This window comes from Nocardioides dokdonensis FR1436, from assembly GCF_001653335.1.
GTDB classification, from domain to species: domain Bacteria; phylum Actinomycetota; class Actinomycetes; order Propionibacteriales; family Nocardioidaceae; genus Nocardioides; species Nocardioides dokdonensis.
This window is the reverse complement of record NZ_CP015079.1, coordinates 1,597,337-1,613,734: the sequence shown is the minus strand read 5'-3', so window position 1 is coordinate 1,613,734 and position 16,398 is coordinate 1,597,337. Positions and strand designations below refer to the sequence as shown.

The 16,398-nt window shown below is 72.2% G+C and carries 14 protein-coding genes and 1 tRNA gene; 6 read left to right on the top strand and 9 right to left on the bottom strand.

Annotated elements, in window-relative coordinates; all coding sequences use genetic code 11:
* Positions 1 to 21: 21 nt before the first annotated feature.
* The gene (locus I601_RS07630) at positions 22 to 1,749 is read right to left on the bottom strand and encodes a BCCT family transporter (protein ID WP_068107910.1); all 1,728 of its coding nucleotides are present in this window, start codon (positions 1,747 to 1,749) and stop codon (positions 22 to 24) included.
* Between the two features lie 186 nt (positions 1,750 to 1,935).
* On the opposite strand from I601_RS07630, the gene bagA reads away from it, so the two are divergent.
* Both bagA and bagB read left to right on the top strand, forming a co-directional pair.
* The gene (bagA, locus tag I601_RS07625; protein WP_068107908.1) at positions 1,936 to 2,937 is read left to right on the top strand and encodes an ATPase BagA; all 1,002 of its coding nucleotides are present in this window, start codon (positions 1,936 to 1,938) and stop codon (positions 2,935 to 2,937) included.
* Positions 2,934 to 4,118: an ArsA family ATPase gene (gene bagB, locus I601_RS07620; RefSeq protein WP_084527311.1), complete on the top strand. Its 1,185-nt coding sequence runs from the start codon at positions 2,934 to 2,936 to the stop codon at positions 4,116 to 4,118. Before bagA ends, bagB begins: the two co-directional genes overlap by 4 nt.
* 55 nt (positions 4,119 to 4,173) lie before the next feature.
* Here bagB and I601_RS07615 read toward each other — a convergent pair whose 3' ends face one another.
* A complete protein-coding gene (locus I601_RS07615; RefSeq protein WP_068107906.1) occupies positions 4,174 to 4,470 on the bottom strand; it encodes a WhiB family transcriptional regulator in 297 nt (98 codons plus the stop codon).
* Between the two features lie 258 nt (positions 4,471 to 4,728).
* On the opposite strand from I601_RS07615, the gene I601_RS07610 reads away from it, so the two are divergent.
* Positions 4,729 to 7,101, top strand: a complete 2,373-nt coding sequence (locus I601_RS07610) for a penicillin-binding protein (protein ID WP_068107904.1) — start codon at positions 4,729 to 4,731, stop codon at positions 7,099 to 7,101.
* A 43-nt stretch (positions 7,102 to 7,144) separates the two neighbouring features.
* On the opposite strand, the gene I601_RS07605 is transcribed toward I601_RS07610, so the two are convergent.
* Positions 7,145 to 7,603 carry a GatB/YqeY domain-containing protein gene (locus I601_RS07605; protein ID WP_068107902.1) on the bottom strand — a complete coding sequence of 153 codons (459 nt, stop codon included), beginning with the start codon at positions 7,601 to 7,603 and terminating at the stop codon, positions 7,145 to 7,147.
* 26 nt (positions 7,604 to 7,629) lie between these two features.
* Here I601_RS07605 and I601_RS07600 point away from each other — a divergent pair, with 26 nt between their 5' ends.
* From I601_RS07600 to I601_RS07590, 3 genes are all read left to right on the top strand, one after another.
* Positions 7,630 to 8,568: a metallophosphoesterase gene (locus I601_RS07600; RefSeq protein ID WP_084527309.1), complete on the top strand. Its 939-nt coding sequence runs from the start codon at positions 7,630 to 7,632 to the stop codon at positions 8,566 to 8,568.
* 125 nt (positions 8,569 to 8,693) lie between these two features.
* Positions 8,694 to 8,767: transfer RNA gene (locus I601_RS07595), tRNA-Pro, on the top strand.
* Positions 8,768 to 8,843: 76 nt separating this feature from the next.
* Positions 8,844 to 9,701: a hypothetical protein gene (locus tag I601_RS07590; RefSeq protein WP_068107900.1), complete on the top strand. Its 858-nt coding sequence runs from the start codon at positions 8,844 to 8,846 to the stop codon at positions 9,699 to 9,701.
* A 146-nt stretch (positions 9,702 to 9,847) separates the two neighbouring features.
* On the opposite strand, the gene I601_RS07585 is transcribed toward I601_RS07590, so the two are convergent.
* The 6 genes from I601_RS07585 to I601_RS07560 form a co-directional block, all read right to left on the bottom strand.
* Positions 9,848 to 10,894 carry an aspartate-semialdehyde dehydrogenase gene (locus I601_RS07585; protein WP_068107898.1) on the bottom strand — a complete coding sequence of 349 codons (1,047 nt, stop codon included), beginning with the start codon at positions 10,892 to 10,894 and terminating at the stop codon, positions 9,848 to 9,850.
* The gene (locus I601_RS07580) at positions 10,891 to 12,225 is read right to left on the bottom strand and encodes an aspartate kinase (RefSeq protein WP_418303089.1); all 1,335 of its coding nucleotides are present in this window, start codon (positions 12,223 to 12,225) and stop codon (positions 10,891 to 10,893) included. Before I601_RS07580 ends, I601_RS07585 begins: the two co-directional genes overlap by 4 nt.
* 69 nt (positions 12,226 to 12,294) lie before the next feature.
* Complete coding sequence (locus tag I601_RS07575) at positions 12,295 to 12,957, bottom strand: DUF5063 domain-containing protein (RefSeq protein WP_084527307.1); 663 nt, start codon at positions 12,955 to 12,957, stop codon at positions 12,295 to 12,297.
* Entirely contained in the window at positions 12,954 to 13,550 is a 597-nt protein-coding gene (gene recR / locus I601_RS07570; protein ID WP_068107894.1) for a recombination mediator RecR, read from the bottom strand. The genes I601_RS07575 and recR overlap by 4 nt, the downstream gene beginning before the upstream one ends.
* Positions 13,551 to 13,559: 9 nt before the next feature.
* Positions 13,560 to 13,952: a YbaB/EbfC family nucleoid-associated protein gene (locus tag I601_RS07565; RefSeq protein ID WP_068107892.1), complete on the bottom strand. Its 393-nt coding sequence runs from the start codon at positions 13,950 to 13,952 to the stop codon at positions 13,560 to 13,562.
* Between the two features lie 96 nt (positions 13,953 to 14,048).
* Positions 14,049 to 16,316 carry a DNA polymerase III subunit gamma and tau gene (locus I601_RS07560; protein WP_068107890.1) on the bottom strand — a complete coding sequence of 756 codons (2,268 nt, stop codon included), beginning with the start codon at positions 16,314 to 16,316 and terminating at the stop codon, positions 14,049 to 14,051.
* Positions 16,317 to 16,398 lie beyond the last annotated feature (82 nt).

Sequence of the window (16,398 nt, the reverse complement as noted above, 5' to 3'; positions counted from 1 at the left end):
CGTCGTGCGAGCGGGAGCGGGTCAGCGCTTGCGGCGGCCCGCCCGCGGGGTGCGGTCGCCCTCGGCGGCCACCACCACCCCGGTCTCGTGCAGCCCCTCGGTCACCTCGTCGGCGATCTGCGAGGCCAGCCACTGACGCTTCTTGCGCTGGATGACGCGGTTCTCGGCGAGCAGCGCCTTCGCGGTGGCGATCATCATCAGCACCATGATGACGCTGAAGGGGGCGGCCACCAGGATGGCGCTGGTCTGGAGGGCCGCCAGCCCGCCGGCGCCCGCTAGCAGCAGCACGCCCGCGACGATGCCCTCGAGCGCGGCCCAGAACACGCGGCTCCACACCGGCGGGTTCGGGTCGCCGCCCTCGGCCAGCATGCCGACCACGAACGAGCCCGAGTCCGAGCTGGTCACGAAGAAGACCACGACCAGGACCATGGCGACGACGCTCAGCACGGCGCTCAACGGCAGCGTGTCGAACAGCTGGAAGAGCGCGAGGTCGGTGCTCACGCCGTCCTCGCCGACCAGGCCGCCACCACCGAACATCTCGGTCCAGATCGCGGTCCCGCCCAGCACCGAGAACCACAGGAAGGTCACCATCGTGGGGACCAGCAGCACCCCGAGGATGAACTCGCGGACGGTGCGGCCCCGGGAGATGCGAGCGATGAAGACACCGACGAACGGTGCCCAGCTCATCCACCAGCCCCAGTAGTACGTGGTCCAGCCGCCGAGCCAGTCCTCGCCGGCCTGGCCCTGGAAGGGGCGCACGTCGAAGGCGAGGCGGAAGAAGTTCTGCAGGTAGGACCCGATCTGGGTCACGAAGTCGCTGAGCAGGAACACCGTCGGGCCCAGGACCAGGACCGCGGCCAGCAGGAGTGCGGCCAGACCCATGTTGAGGTTGGAGAGGATCCGGATGCCCTTGTCGACCCCGGTCACGACCGAGACCAGCGCCATCGCGGTGATGACCGTGATCAGGATCAGCAGCAGCGGCGTGGACGCCTCGTCGACGATGCCCAGGAAGCCGAGGCCGGCACCGACCTGCTTGACGCCGTAGCCCAGCGAGGTGGCGATGCCGAAGAGGGTGCCGATGATGGCGACGACGTCGACGACGTCACCCCAGAAGCCCAGGATGCGCTTGCCGAGCAGGGGCTCGAGGGCCCACCGGATCGAGACGGGACGGCCCTTGCGGTGCACGGCGTACGCGATCGCCAGTCCGACGACCACGTAGATCGCCCAGGCGTGCAGACCCCAGTGCAGGAACGTGGTGTCCATCGCGGTGCGGGCCACCTGCTCCTGGCCGGCCGCCACGTCGGTGCCCGGCGGCGGGCTGGCGAAGTGGTTGAGCGGCTCCGCGACGCCCCAGAAGACCAGGCCGATCCCCATGCCCGCGGCGAAGAGCATCGCGAACCACGACTTCAGGCTGAACTCGGGGTCCTCGTCGTCCTTGCCCAGGACGATGGCGCCCATCGGGGAGAGCGCCATCCAGATCGAGAAGAAGACGAACGACGTCACCACCGCGATGTACCACCAGCCGAGGCTGCCGACGACGGTGCTGTTGGCCGAGGCCAGCCAGTCGCCCATCCTGGTCGGGAAGATCGCGGCGACGCCGACGAAGAGCACCACCAGCACGGCGGCAGGGATGAAGACCCGGGGGGTGGCCATCGGGAAGGTGCTGCGCAGCCGGGAAGCACCGGACTGGGACCCGGTGGGCTGCTGGCCCGGTTGCGGGGATCGCTCAGTGGGCGGGCTGGACGTCATGACTGCCTCTCGATCGGGATCGTGGTGAGTCGGTCGTGCTGCCGGCTGCGGCCACGTGGGGTCGCCCGGACCCCGAGGCCGGTTCGGAAGCAGGGATCGACGTTACCGGTAGCCACGCCCGCACGTCACACCTTCGCCTCGCCCGGAGGCCGGACGGGTGGGCGCGGGCGCACTAGGGTTGTCGCCGTGGACGCCCCCGACCTCTCCCGCGTGCAGCTGCACGTGGTGTCCGGCAAGGGCGGCACCGGCAAGTCGACGGTGGCGGCGGCGCTCGCGCTCGCGCTGGCCTCGGAGGGCCGCCACGTCCTCGTGTGCGAGGTCGAGGGCCGCCAGGGGATCGCCCGGATGTTCGACGTCGACCCGCTGCCCTACGCCGAGCGGCGCATCGCCACCGGTCTCACCGGGGACGGCACGCCCGGGACGGTGCACGCGCTGCACATCGATCCCGAGGCCGCGCTCCTGGAGTACCTGGCGCTGTACTACCGGCTGGGTCGGGCCGGACGTGCCCTCGACCGCTTCGGTGTCATCGAGTTCGCGACGACCATCGCGCCCGGCGTGCGAGACGTGCTGCTGACCGGCAAGGTCTACGAGGCGGTGCAGCGCAACAGCCGCAACAAGGGCGCCCAGCAGTACGACGCCGTGGTGCTCGACGCCCCGCCGACCGGACGGATCACCCAGTTCCTCAACGTCAGCGACGAGCTGGCCGGTCTGGCCAAGGTCGGCCCGGTGCGCACCCAGGCGGACACGATGATGACCCTGTTCCGCTCCCCGCGCACGGCGGTGCACCTGGTGACGGTGCTGGAGGAGATGCCGGTCCAGGAGACGGCCGACGGGATCGCCCAGCTGCGCGCGGCCGGGCTGCCCGTGGGCGCGGTCGTGGTCAACCGGGTCCGGCCCCGCGACCTCGACGAGGACCACCTGGCCGCCGCCCTGGCGGGCCGGCTCGACCGGCAGGTGCTGGCCGCGGACCTCGAGGCCGGCGGCGTGCTGCCGACGCCGAGCCTGCTGGACGGTCTGGTCACCGAGGCGCACGACCACGCCGAGCGCCGTGCGCTCGAGGACGCCCAGCGCGCCCTGGTGGCCGACTTCGGGCTGCCGTCGGTCGAGCTCCCCCGGCTGCCCGGCGGCGTGGACCTCGGCGGGCTCTACGACCTCGCCGCGACGTTGAAGGAGCAGGGTCTCGGATGAGCCCACGACCGCGCCCCCGCGTGGGTCCGCTGGCCGCGCACCCCGCCCAGGCCCCCCACCTCGACGTCGACGCCCTGCTCGACGACCCCACGACCGGCATCATCGTCTGCACCGGTTCCGGCGGGGTGGGCAAGACCACGACCTCGGCGGCGCTGGCGCTGCGGGCCGCCGAGCGGGGTCGCAAGGTCGTGGTGCTGACCATCGACCCGGCCCGGCGCCTGGCGCAGTCGATGGGCATCGAGGAGCTCGACAACACCCCGCGCCCGGTGGCCGGCGTCGAGGGCGAGGGCCACCTCGACGCGATGATGCTCGACATGAAGCGCACCTTCGACGAGGTGGTGGAGAGCCAGGCCACCCCCGAGAAGGCCCGCCAGATCCTCGAGAACCCCTTCTACGTCGCCCTGTCGAGCTCGTTCGCCGGCACGCAGGAGTACATGGCGATGGAGAAGCTGGGCCAGATCCACGCCGCCGCCCGGCGTGACGGCACCTACGACCTGATCGTGGTCGACACCCCGCCCTCGCGCTCGGCGCTGGACTTCCTCGACGCCCCCGAGCGGCTCTCCCGCTTCCTCGACGGTCGCTTCATCCGCCTGATGCTGATGCCCGCGAAGGGCCCGGCCCGGTTGGTGACCGCCGGCCTGGGTGTGGTGACCGGGGCGCTGACCAAGATCCTGGGCGCCCAGGTGCTCACCGACCTGCAGACCTTTGTCACCGCCCTCGACACGGTCTTCGGCGGGTTCCGCCAGCGGGCGCAGCGCACCTACGCGCTGCTGCAGGCCGAGGGCACCGCGTTCGTGGTGATCGCCGCGCCCGAGCCGGACGCGCTGCGCGAGGCGGCGTACTTCGTCGAGCGGCTGCGCGGCGACGACATGCCGTTGGCCGGGCTGGTGGTCAACCGCGCGAGCCCGGCGGCGTGCGGCGACCTGTCGGCCGACGAGGCGATGGCCGCCTCCGAGCGGTTGCGCGCCGACGACTCGCATGACCTCGGCGCGGGGTTGCTGCGCCTGCACGCCGATCGCGTGCGCCTGGTGCAGCGCGAGGCCGAGCTGTGCGGTCGCTTCGCAGCGGCGCACCCCGACGTGGCCACCACCGTGGTCCCTGCGCTCGCAGGGGACGTGCACGACCTGGACGGACTGCGCCGGATCGGCTCGCTGCTGGGCAGCGAGCCGACGTCGGCCTAGGTGGATCGGGCCCCGTGCTGGGCCCGGTGCTGGGTCCCGTGCTGCTCGAGGCGCCTCAGCGGGCGCTGACCGGCGCCGCCTCGACCGTGCCCCGGGTGCGGGCGTTCTCCAGCACCGAGCGCCACGAGGCGGCCGGACGCCGGCGCAGCAGCGCTCGGCGCTCACGCTCGGTCATGCCGCCCCACACGCCCCACTCGATCTGGTTGTCCAGCGCCTCGGCGAGGCACTCGGTGCGCACCGGGCAGCCTTGGCACAGCTGCTTGGCCTTGTTCTGCTCGGCGCCTCGCACGAACAGCTGATCCGGCTGCGCCGCCCTGCAGGCGGCGCGCGGAGTCCAGTCTTCAACCCACATGACAATGTCCCCATCCTTGTCGCGAGACCGGACCACCTCGTTCCCAGACGTCCTTGGGGTCGGTGTGATCGCGATCTCATGTCCCTGTAGACAGTAAAGGGGTGCAGCTCGCAGGGGGACAGGTCATTTCGACTGTTAAGACGTAGTCCAAAATGACTAGATGCGCGTGGTCCGGACCATCCGGGGCGTGGATCGGGTGTATGGGGGCGGGGTCGCGGCGATGGAGCCGGCCTCGGCCGCTCCCGTACTCTGGGAGCCATGCCCGCGCCCCGCCCAGCCAGCCGCGTCCTCTCCCACCTCGCGGTGATGGTCGCGATCTCCGCCGTGCTCGGCGTCGTGGTCGCCGGCCTCGCGATCCCGTTCGCGGGCATCGTCGGCATCGGCGCGCGCAACATCGCCGACACCATGGACCAGCTGCCCGCCGAGCTCGAGACCGAGACGCTGGCCCAGAAGACCACCATCCTCGACGCCTCGGGCGGCACCCTGGCCACGCTCTACGACCAGAACCGGGTCGAGGTGCCGCTGGCCCAGGTGTCCCGCAAGATGGTGAAGGCCATCGTCGGGGTCGAGGACGCGCGCTACTACGAGCACGGTGCGCTCGACGTGCGCGGCACGCTGCGCGCCTTCGTGACCAACCAGGCCGAGGGCGGCGACGTCCAGGGCGGCTCCTCGATCACCCAGCAGCTGGTCAAGCAGACGCTCGTGACCCAGGCCAAGACCCCCGAGGAGCTGAAGGCGGCCACCGCGACGACGTACGCCCGCAAGCTCAAGGAGCTGCGCTACGCCGTGGCCATGGAGCAGCGCCACTCCAAGGACTGGATCCTCGAGCGCTACCTCAACATCGCCTACTTCGGCGACGGTGCCTACGGCGTGCAGGCCGCGGCGCAGCACTACTTCAGCGTCAACGCCTCCAAGCTGAACATGCAGCAGTCGGCGCTGCTCGCGGGCCTGGTGAAGAACCCCAACGGCTACGACCCCACCGACAACCCCGAGCGGGCCACCGAGCGCCGCAACGTGGTGCTGGGCCGCCTCGCGGACCTGGGGGTCCTCAACGACAAGCGGACCCGGCGCCTGCAGGACAAGCCGTTGGCCCTGAAGACGCAGAAGACCTCCAACGGGTGCGTGTTCACCGCCGCCCCCTTCTTCTGCGACTACGTGCTGCGCTACCTGGTCACCGACCCGGCCCTGGGCGAGACCAAGAAGGAGCGTCGCTCGCTGCTGGAGTCCGGCGGCCTGACGATCCGCACCACGCTCGACCAGGACTACCAGAGCGCCGCCGATGCGGCCGTCAGCGCGCACGTCTACCCCACCGACCAGGCCATCGGCGGCCTCGCGATGGTCGAGCCGGGCACCGGCCAGGTGCGGGCGCTGGCGCAGTCGCGCCCGATCGGCAAGGGCCCGGGGCAGACCTACCTCAACTACGTGGTGCCGCAGAAGTACGGCGACTCGGGCGGCTTCCAGCCGGGCTCGACCTTCAAGGTCTTCGTGCTCGCGGCCGCCATCGAGCAGGGCATCCCGCTCAACACCCAGATCAACAGCCCCCAGCAGATCGAGGTGGCGCAGAGCTCGTTCCGGGTGTGCGGCGGGCAGAGCTACCAGTCCACCGACACCTACCCCGTCGGGAACTCCACCGGCGAGGGCACCTTCGACCTCTACACCGGCACCCAGAAGTCGGTGAACACCTTCTACATCCAGCTGGCCCAGCGCACCGGCCTGTGCCAGCCCTACCAGCTGGCCAAGAAGATGGGCATCCAGCTCACCGACAAGTCCCGCGAGATGGTGCCCTCCTTCCCGCTCGGCGTCGCCGACGTGAGCCCGCTGGAGATGGCCGAGGCCTACGCGACGTTCGCTGCGCGTGGTCAGCACTGCGCCTCGCGACCGGTCACCTCGATCGAGGACGCCAACGGCAACGTGCTCAAGGAGTACCCCGCCAAGTGCCGCCAGGTCCTCAAGACCTCCACGGCCGACGCGGTCAACGACATCCTGACCGGCGTGATCGCCCCGGGTGGCTTCGCCCAGAACGAGGCGCTGGACAGCCCCGCGGGCGGCAAGACCGGCACCACGCAGAACGGGCGCTCCGTCTGGTTCGTGGGCTACACCCCCGAGATGGCCGCTGCCGCGATGATCGCCGGCGCCAACCAGCTCGGCACCCCGATCAGCCTGACCGGTCAGTTCGTCGGCGGGCAGTACATCTCGGCCGCCTCGGGCTCCGGGTACGCCGGCCCGATCTGGGGCGATGCGATGAAGGCCATCGACGACGACCTGGCCAACACGCCCTTCTCCTCACCCGACGCCACCGTCGTCAACGGCGTGACGATCTCGGTGCCTGCGGTGAGCGGGATGAGTGTCGAGGGCGCCCGCCAGGTGCTCGAGGACGCCGGCTTCGGCGTCAGCTACGGCGGCTACGTGAACTCCTCGTACTCCTCCGGCACCGTCGCCTACAGCTCGCCGAGCGGCACCGCGCCCTCGGGATCGCAGATCACGCTCTACCAGTCCAACGGGACCCCGGTGCCTCCCCCGCCCCCGCCGTCCAGCAACAACGGTGGTGGCGGCGGCAACGGGGGCGGCAACGGCGGCGGCAAGAACAACAAGAACGGCAACGGCACCGGGAACGGGAACGGGCGGCGCTGACCGCCCCACCGCTGGACCGGCCCGCCGGGGCGCGTGAGCGGGCTCAGGCGAGCTGGCGACGGACCTCGGCCGCCACGACGCCGCCGTCGGCGCGACCCTTGACCTGGGGCTGCACCACGCCCATCACCTTGCCCATCGCCTTCATGCCCTCGCCGGCGGCGCCGGTGGAGGCGACCGCCTCGGTGACGATCCGCTCGATCTCGGCGGCGTCGAGCTGCTCGGGCAGGTAGACCGCGATCACCTCGGCCTCGACGCGCTCCTTCTCGGCACTCTCCTCGCGACCGCCGTCGGCGAACGCGGTCGCGGCCTCGCGGCGCTTCTTGGCCTCGGCGGCCAGGACGGCCACGACCTCCTCGTCGGAGAGCTCGCGCGCGGTCTTCCCGGCGACCTCGGCGTTCGAGATCGCGGAGATGACCATCCGCAGCGTCGAGGAACGCACCTGGTCCCGGGCCTTCATCGCAGTGGTCAGGTCGGCGCGCAGCTGGTCCTTGAGGGTGCTCATGCCCGACATTGTGACAGCCTGTCCCGGTGAGCCTGACCCCGCTTCTCGCCCGTGGCAGCGCCGCCCTCCTCGGGGCCGCGGCCGTCGGCGGTGCCGCCGTCACGGCGTACGCCGTGCGTGAGACCCGGCAGTTCACGCTGCGGCGGGTCGAGGTGCCCCTCCTGCCCCCCGGCGCGGACCCGCTGCGCGTGCTGCACCTCAGCGACGTGCACATGACCCCGCGCCACCACCGCAAGCAGGAGTGGCTGGCCGGGCTGGCGACGCTGCGGCCCGACCTCGTGGTCGACACCGGGGACAACCTGGCCCACCAGGGCGCCGTGCCGGCGGTCACCGACTCCCTCGGGCCGCTGCTCGACGTGCCCGGCGTGTTCGTGCACGGGTCCAACGACTACTACGAGCCGCGGCTGCGCAACCCGCTGCGCTACGTGCTGCCCGACGACGGCACTCGCCACACCGACGTGCCCCAGCTGCCGTGGCGCGACCTCACCGCCCGCTTCGTCGAGCACGGCTGGCTCGACCTGACCAACACCCGCGGGCGGCTCGAGGTCAACGGCCTGGACCTGGCGTTCGTGGGCGTCGACGACCCGCACCTCGAGTACGACGACCTGGCGGCCGTCGCCGGACCGGCCGACCCCGGGGCCGACGTACGCCTCGCGGTCGCGCACGCGCCGTACCTGCGCGTCCTGGACCAGTTCGCCGCCGACGGCCACGACGCGATCCTGGCGGGCCACACCCACGGCGGCCAGGTCTGCCTGCCCGGGGGACGGGCGCTGACCACCAACTGCGACCTCGAGCCCGAGCGGGCCCGGGGCCTGCACCGCCACCCCGCCGACTCGGAGCCGGGCGACCGCGGCGCCGCGTGGCTGCACGTGAGCGCCGGGTTGGGCACCAGCCCCTACGCGCAGGTCCGTGTCGCCTGCCGCCCCGAGGCCACGCTGCTCACGTTCCTGCCGCTCGCGCCCTGACGCCCCGCCGCGGGTCGCTCCTCGGATCGCGCTGCGGGTCCGGCAGCCAGACCCGATTGGGGCACGTCCCGCGGGCTCCGGTATGCTCCGGTGCTCGTGGGGTCAGCCTTGGCTGAGCCTCACATCGGGCTGTGGCGCAGCTTGGTAGCGCGCCTCGTTCGGGACGAGGAGGCCGCAGGTTCAAATCCTGTCAGCCCGACAGCAGAGGCCCGGATCCCCAGCGGATCCGGGCCTCAGCCGTCTCCTGGGAGGTCCTCCCGTGACAGACTGCAGCCATGGCAGACGACGACCGCTCCGCGGACACCCCGTCCCTGGAGCCGCCCTCGCTGGGACTGGGCCGCTGGGGACGCAAGAAGAGGAACACCGCCGCTGAGCCGGCCCCCGAGACCGCCTCAACGGACCCGACGACCACGCTGCCGCTGACGGACCCGGTCGACGAACCCGTGGTCGAGGCCGCACCCCTGGTCGCCCCTGTGCCCGAGGTCGAGGACGAGCCGGAGCCCGCCGTCGAGACCGCTCCCGTGGTCGAGACCGAACCCGTGGTCGAGACCGAGCCGACCTCGGAGCCCGCTCCCGTGGCCGCGCCGGCCCCCGTCCGCGTGCGCCGCCCGGCGCCGGAGCCCACGCCGCGGCCGGCCCGGGACGACACGACCGTGATCTCGGCCCCTGAGGTACGCCCGCCCTCCGACACCGAGGCTGTCGGGGCCGAGCCCGCACCGCGCAGCCCCTCACGGGTGCGCACGACGCTGACCGGCCTCCAGGGCCGCACCGCCGCCGTCGTCACCGGCCTGGTGGTCGGAGTGCTAGTCGTGATCCTGACCTGGCTCTCGCTGCGCCTGTGCGAGGTCCTGCAGGGCACTCCCTCGTGCGGCAACCCCGGCTTCTTCCTGCTGCTGGCCATCATGGTCTCGATGGTCGTGCTGGGCGGCGCGCTGCTGCGTGCCTTCGGCGTCCCCGACCCCACCAGCACGGCGTTCCTGGCCGTCGGCCTGCTCTGCGTGATCGCGCTGCTGTTCCTGGTCGACGCCCTGATGTCGCCGTGGATGGCCCTGGTCATCCCGCTGGTCGCCATCGGCACGTTCCTGCTCTCGCACTGGCTCACCACCGCGGTGATCGAGCCGGCCCGCGACTGACCTACCGACCCCGCCCGGGGTCGACTGACGTGGCCGACGGGGTCCTGCCGTTGGTGACCAAACGGCACCGCCGAGGGGTGATCCGTTGTGGTTGGTGACCAAACGGCAACCGGAATCACCCCTGCGGGGGCAGCCGAGGCCGAGGATCAGCGGGCCGCGGCCACCAGCTCGGCGATCTGCACGGTGTTCAGGGCCGCACCCTTGCGCAGGTTGTCGTTGGAGACGAAGAGCGCCAGGCCCCGACCGGCGGGAGCACCTTCGTCCTGCCGGATGCGCCCGACGTACGACGGGTCGGTGCCGGCGGCCTGCAACGGCGTAGGGATCTCGCTGAGCTCGACCCCGGGGGCCGCACCCAGCAGCTCGGTGGCGCGCGCGACGCTCAGCTCGGAGGCGAACTCGAGGTTGAGCGCCAGGGAGTGACCGGTGAAGACCGGCACCCGCACGCAGATGCCGGAGACGGCCAGGTCGGGCAGTCCGAGGATCTTGCGCGACTCGTGGCGCAGCTTCTGCTCCTCGTCGGTCTCGCCGAGCCCGTCGTCGACCAGGCTGCCGGCGAAGGGCAGCACGTTGTGGGCGATGGTGCGGCGGTAGACGCCGGGCTCACCGAAGTCGACAGCCCGGCCGTCGTAGGCCAGCTCGCGCGCCTTCTCGCCGGCCGTCTCGACCTGCCCGGCCAGCTCCTCCACGCCGGCGACGCCGGAACCGGAGACGGCCTGGTACGTCGACGCGATCATCCGGACCAGGCCGGCCTCGTCGTGCAGCGGCTTGAGGACCGGCATCGCGGCCATCGTGGTGCAGTTCGGGTTCGCGATGATCCCGCGGCCGGCCGTGATGACCTCCGCGGCTGCCTCCGGGTTGACCTCGGAGACGACCAGCGGGATCGCCGGGTCCTTGCGGAACGCGCTGGAGTTGTCGACCACGATGACCCCGGCCTCCACGAACCGCGGCACCAGGGCCCGCGACGCGGTGGCGCCGGCGGAGAACAGGGCGATGTCGAGCCCCCGGGGGTCGGCGGTCTCGGAGTCCTCGACGACGACCTCGCGGCCGTCGTAGTCGAGGATCCTGCCGGCCGAGCGGGCCGAGGCGAAGAACCGGATCTCCTCGACGGGGAAGCCGCGCTCGGCCAGGATCTGGCGCATGGCCACCCCGACCTGACCGGTGGCGCCGACGATGCCGACGCGCAGGCCGCTCATCGCCCGGTACCGCCGTAGACGACCGCCTCGACGTCGTCGGCGTCGAGGTCGAAGGCGGTGTGGGTGGCGATGACGGCCGCGTCGACGTCGACGTCGGCCACGACCACGCTGATCCGGATCTCGGAGGTGGAGATCATGCCGAGGTTGACCCCGGCCTCGGCGATGGCCGAGAAGAACTTGGCCGTCACGCCCGGGTGGCTGCGCATGCCCGCGCCGATCAGCGAGACCTTGCCGACCCGGTCGTCGTACAGCAGCGACTCGAAGCCGATCTCGTCCTTCAGGGCCGCGAGGGTCTTCATCGCGGTCTGGCCGTCGGTGTGCGGCAGGGTGAAGGAGATGTCGGTGCGGTTGGTGGCCGCCTCGGAGACGTTCTGCACGATCATGTCGAGGTTGATCTGCGCCTCGGCGAGGGCCACGAAGATCCGCGCCGCCTCACCGATCTTGTCCGGGACGCCGGTGACGGTGATCTTGGCCTCGCTGCGGTCGTGCGCGACGCCGGCGATGATCGCTTGCTCCATGGTGCCCTCCTCGGGCGCGGGGTCGTCGATGCTGCCGCTGACGATGGTGCCGTCGAGCTTGCTGAACGAGGACCGGACGTGGATCGGGATGTTGAAGCGCCGTGCGTACTCCACGCAGCGCAGGTGCAGGATCTTCGCGCCGTTGGCCGCCATCTCGAGCATCTCCTCGTAGGTGACGCGGTCGAGCTTGCGAGCCGTGGGCACGATGCGGGGGTCGGCGGTGAAGACGCCGTCGACGTCGGTGTAGATCTCGCAGACGTCGGCCTGGAGCGCCGCGGCCAGCGCGACGGCGGTGGTGTCGGTGCCGCCCCGCCCCAGGGTGGTGATCTCCTTGGTGTCCTGGGAGACGCCCTGGAAGCCGGCCACGATGACGATGTGGCCCTCCTCGAGCGCGGTCGTGATGCGCCCCGGCGTGACGTCGATGATCTTCGCCTTGCCGTGCACCGAGTCGGTGATGACCCCGGCCTGCGAACCGGTGAAGGAGCGCGCGCTGTAGCCGAGGTCGGAGATCGCCATCGCCACCAAGGCCATCGAGATCCGCTCACCGGCCGTGAGCAGCATGTCGAGCTCGCGCGCCGGGGGCAGCGGGCTGACCGCCTGCGCCTTCTCCAGCAGGTCGTCGGTGGTGTCACCCATGGCGGAGACCGCTACGACCACGTCGTTGCCGGCCTTCTTGGCCTCCACGATGCGACGGGCCACTCGCTTGACGGCCTCGGCGTCAGCGACCGACGAACCGCCGTACTTCTGCACGACAATGCCCACGACAAGAGTCCCGTTCCGGTGTGAGGAGTGTGGCCGCGAACGGCGCACCATGACCGGAGCCAGAGTCTACCGGGGGCCCTCCAGGACCTGCGGGCCCATCTCACCGGCCGGGTTCGGCTCCTACTCCGGGTCGGAGAGCATCGCGTCGGCGGCGGCGACCTGGTCGGCGTCGAGGTCCAGGTCGACGTCGAGCCGGTCGTGGGCGACCACCGAGAGCAGCGCGTTGAGCGCGGCGCCGGCGAGGTTGCCCCACGAGGAGACGTAGGAGAACTGCCACCACCACAGCGCCTCACCCACGTTGCCGAGGCGGTAGTGGCGCAGACCGGTGTCGAGGTCCGTGGCGATGGCAGCGAGGTCGTCGGAGAGCTGGCTCTCGACCACCTCGGGCACGTAGGGATCGAAGACGAAGCTGTACGTGTCGATGTTGTCGAGCATCAGCGCCAGGCGCATGCGCATCTCGTCGAGGTCCGGCTCCGGGCCCACGTCGGGCTGGTAGCGCGAGTGCAGCGTGAAGTCCTGCTGGGCGCCGAGACGGGCTCCCGCCAGCAGGACCTGGCTGATCTCGAGCAGCAGCAGCGAGATCGCCCTGCCACCGTCGGCCTCGCGGGCGATCGCGCGCAGTGCCAGCAGGAAGCTGGCCACCTGGTCGGCGATCTGCTGGGCGAACTCCTCGGTCTCGGCGTCGAGCTCGAGCGCGGCGAGCGGATCGCCGCCCGCGGCCTCCGCGGGCTCGAGCGAGCCGGTCTCGTCCGTGCCGGTGCCGCCTGTCGCGCTGCTGGTCATTCTGCTGCCCGCCTTCCTGCGAAAGCCCGACCGAGGGTGACCTCGTCGGCGTACTCCAGGTCCCCACCCACCGGCAGTCCACTCGCCAACCGCGTCACGCGCAAGTCCATCACCCTCAGCATCCGGGTCAGGTAGGTCGCGGTGGCCTCGCCCTCGAGGTTGGGATCGGTGGCCAGGATGACCTCGGTGACCTCCGCGCTCGCCAGGCGAGCCATCAGCTCACGGATGCGCAGCTGGTCGGGACCGATGCCGTCGATGGGGCTGATCGCCCCGCCCAGCACGTGGTAGCGACCGCGGTACTCCCGGGTGCGTTCGATCGCCACGACGTCCTTGTACTCCTCCACCACGCACAGCACGGAGGGGTCGCGGCGCGGGTCGCGGCAGATCCGGCACCGGTCGTCCTGCGAGACGTTGAAGCACACCTCGCAGAACTTGACCTTGGCCTTGACCTCGATCAGCACGTCGGCCAGGCGGCGTACGTCGGTGGGGTCGGCCTGGAGCAGGTGGAACGCGATGCGCTGGGCGCCCTTCGGCCCGACCCCGGGCAGTCGCCCGAGCTCGTCGATGAGGTCCTGGACGACGCCTTCGTACAAGGTCGCGGCCTAGAAACCGAGCTGGCCCGGCAGGTCGCCGGACCCGCCCGCGCCGGGCAGCCCGCCGCCGGCCAGCGGCCCCAGGGCCTCACCGGCCATGGCGTCGGCCTGGGACTTGGCGTCGCGGTAGGCCGCGACGATCATGTCGCCGAGGTCGGTGAGGTCGTCGGCGTCGGTGCCGTCGAAGCCGCCCGTCTTGATGTTCACGCCGGTCAGCTCGCCCACGCCGTTGACGCGCACGGTGACCGTGCCGCCGGCGACGGTGCCCTCGACCTCGGCCTCGGCGAGACGCTCCTGGGCCTGCTGGAGCTGCTCCTGCATCTGCTGGGCCTGCTGGAGCAGGGCGTTCATGTCGAGGCCGCCGCCTGCGCCGCCGAGGGCCTCGAAGGGGTTCTGGCTCATGGGGTCACCTCTGGGTGTCGTGGTGCGGGATGTCGTGGGTCTGGATCTGGGTCTGTGGCTGGGGGCCGGACGGGAGCCAGTGTGTCCTGCCGGTGGTCACTGGTGCCGGATCTCCTCGATGACACGGGCACCGAGCTCGCGCTCGAGCAGCGCCGCGCCCGCGAGCGGATCGTCCTCGACGTCGAGGTCGTCGGGGTGCGCGTCGGCGTCAGCCTCCCGGAGACCGTCGGAGCGCGAGGTGTCGGGTCCGCCCACGCGGGTCTGCTGGATCGCGCCCCGAGCGGCCGCGATCGAGCCGGGCCCGGCCTGCGGGCGGGGCGGGAGCGCCCCCTCGCCGGCTGCCGCGGACGGCGCCCCGGGCTCGCCGGGGTCGTCGTCGGGGGGCGCCTCGTCGGCCCAGGCCGGCGGCCGCTCGACCGCGGAGGGCGGTGCGGGGGCCTCGACCTGGCTCGTGGGGGGCCGTGGTGCCGCCGGCGCCTGCTCGGCCGGTGCCGCACCCTGCTCCGCGCTCTGGACCGGGCTCGGGGCCGGACTCGGGGCCGCGGGCGCGGCTGCCTGTCGGGTCACGACGGGCGTGGAGTCGGGGGTGGCGCCGGGATCGACGATCGTCTCGATGCGCCAGTCGGAGCCGACGACGTCGATGGCCGCCTGGCGCACGATCTCGGCGCTTCCGTTGCCGTCGAAGGAGTCCCTCGCCCCCGCGTTGGCGAAGCCGAGGGTCAGCGTCTTGGCGTCGACGGCCACCACCTGGGCGTTCTGCGTCAGGTGGATCCAGGTGACGCGCCGGCGGACCTTGGTCGCCTCCACGATGTCCGGCCACAGGCGGCGTACGTCGACCAGGCTCAGCGCGCCGGGCGCGGGCTCGGCCGCCGCGGCCGGGGCGGGCTCCGGCGCCGGGCGCTCCCGGGCCGGTTCCTGGGCGGCCGGTGCCGCAGGCTGCTGGGCGGGCGGCGAGGCGGGCTGCGGGGTGTCGGGCTGGACCGGGGACGCGGTCGGCGGCGTCGCCCGGGGCGCCGGGGCCGGCACCGGCTCGGGTGCAGGGGTCGCGGTGGGGGCGGTCGCCGAGGGGGCGACCGCGGCGCCCGCAGGGGCCTCGGCGACCTGCTCGGGCGCCCGGGTCGTCGACGTCGGGGCGGGGCGGTCCTGGCCGGGCACCTGGGTCTGCGGACGGGCCGGGGCACTGGCGGGCACTCCGGACACCGACATCCGCTTCTCGATCCGGTCCAGCCGCGCGGTGAGCCCGTCGGTGGAGTGGTCGGCACCGGGCAGCAGCACCCGGGCGCAGATCAGCTCCAGCAGCAGGCGGGGCGCCGTCGCACCGCGCATCTCGGTCAGACCCGCGGCCACGTGGTCGGCGGCGCGGGTCAGCTCGGTGGCGCCGAAGCGCGCGGCCTGGGCGACCAGCCGCTCGCCGGCGTCCTCGCTGACGTCGATGAGCCCGGTGGCCGGAGCGTCGGGCACGGCCGCCACGATCACGAGGTCGCGCAACCGACGCAGCAGGTCCTCGGTGAAGCGGCGCGGGTCCTGGCCGGTCTCGATCACCTTGTCGACCACCCCGAACACCGCAGCACCGTCACCCGCGGCGAAGGCGTCGACGACCTCGTCGAGCAGCGAGTCGGGGGTGTAGCCCAGCAGGCCGGTGGCCAGGGCGTGGGTGACCCCCTCGGACCCGGCGCCGCCGAGGAGCTGGTCGAGCACCGAGAGCGTGTCGCGAGCCGAGCCGGCGCCGGCGCGCACCACGAGCGGCAACGCGGCCTGGGCGATCGGCACGCCCTCGAGCTCGCAGAGCTCGGTCAGGTAGGAGGAAAGCAGACGCGGCGGGATCAGCCGGAACGGGTAGTGGTGGGTGCGCGAGCGGATCGTCGGCAGCACCTTCTCCGGCTCGGTGGTGGCGAAGATGAAGCGCAGGTGCGGAGGTGGCTCCTCGACGAGCTTGAGCAGGGCGTTGAAGCCCTGCGTGGTCACCATGTGCGCCTCGTCGATGATGTAGACCTTGTAGCGGCTGCGGACCGGGGCGAAGAACGCCTTCTCGCGCAGGTCCCGCGCATCGTCCACGCCACCGTGGCTGGCGGCGTCGATCTCGATGACGTCGATCGAGCCCGGTCCCCCGCGGGCCAGGTCCCGGCAGCTGTCGCACTGCCCGCACGGGTCGGCCACCGGCGCCTGCTCGCAGTTGAGCGCGCGGGCCAGGATCCTCGCCGAGGTGGTCTTGCCACAGCCGCGCGGCCCCGAGAAGAGGTAGGCGTGGTTGACGCGGTTGTTGGCCAGCGCGGCGCGCAGGGGCTCGGTGACGTGGTCCTGCCCGATGACCTCCGAGAACGTCTCGGGCCGGTAGCGGCGGTACAGGGCTAGGGGGGACTCCACACAGTGACCCTAACCAGCAGGTCCGACACTGGCCATCGCCAGGACCGGACCTGGGGAGCAGCACCCGTCCACGACCGCGCCA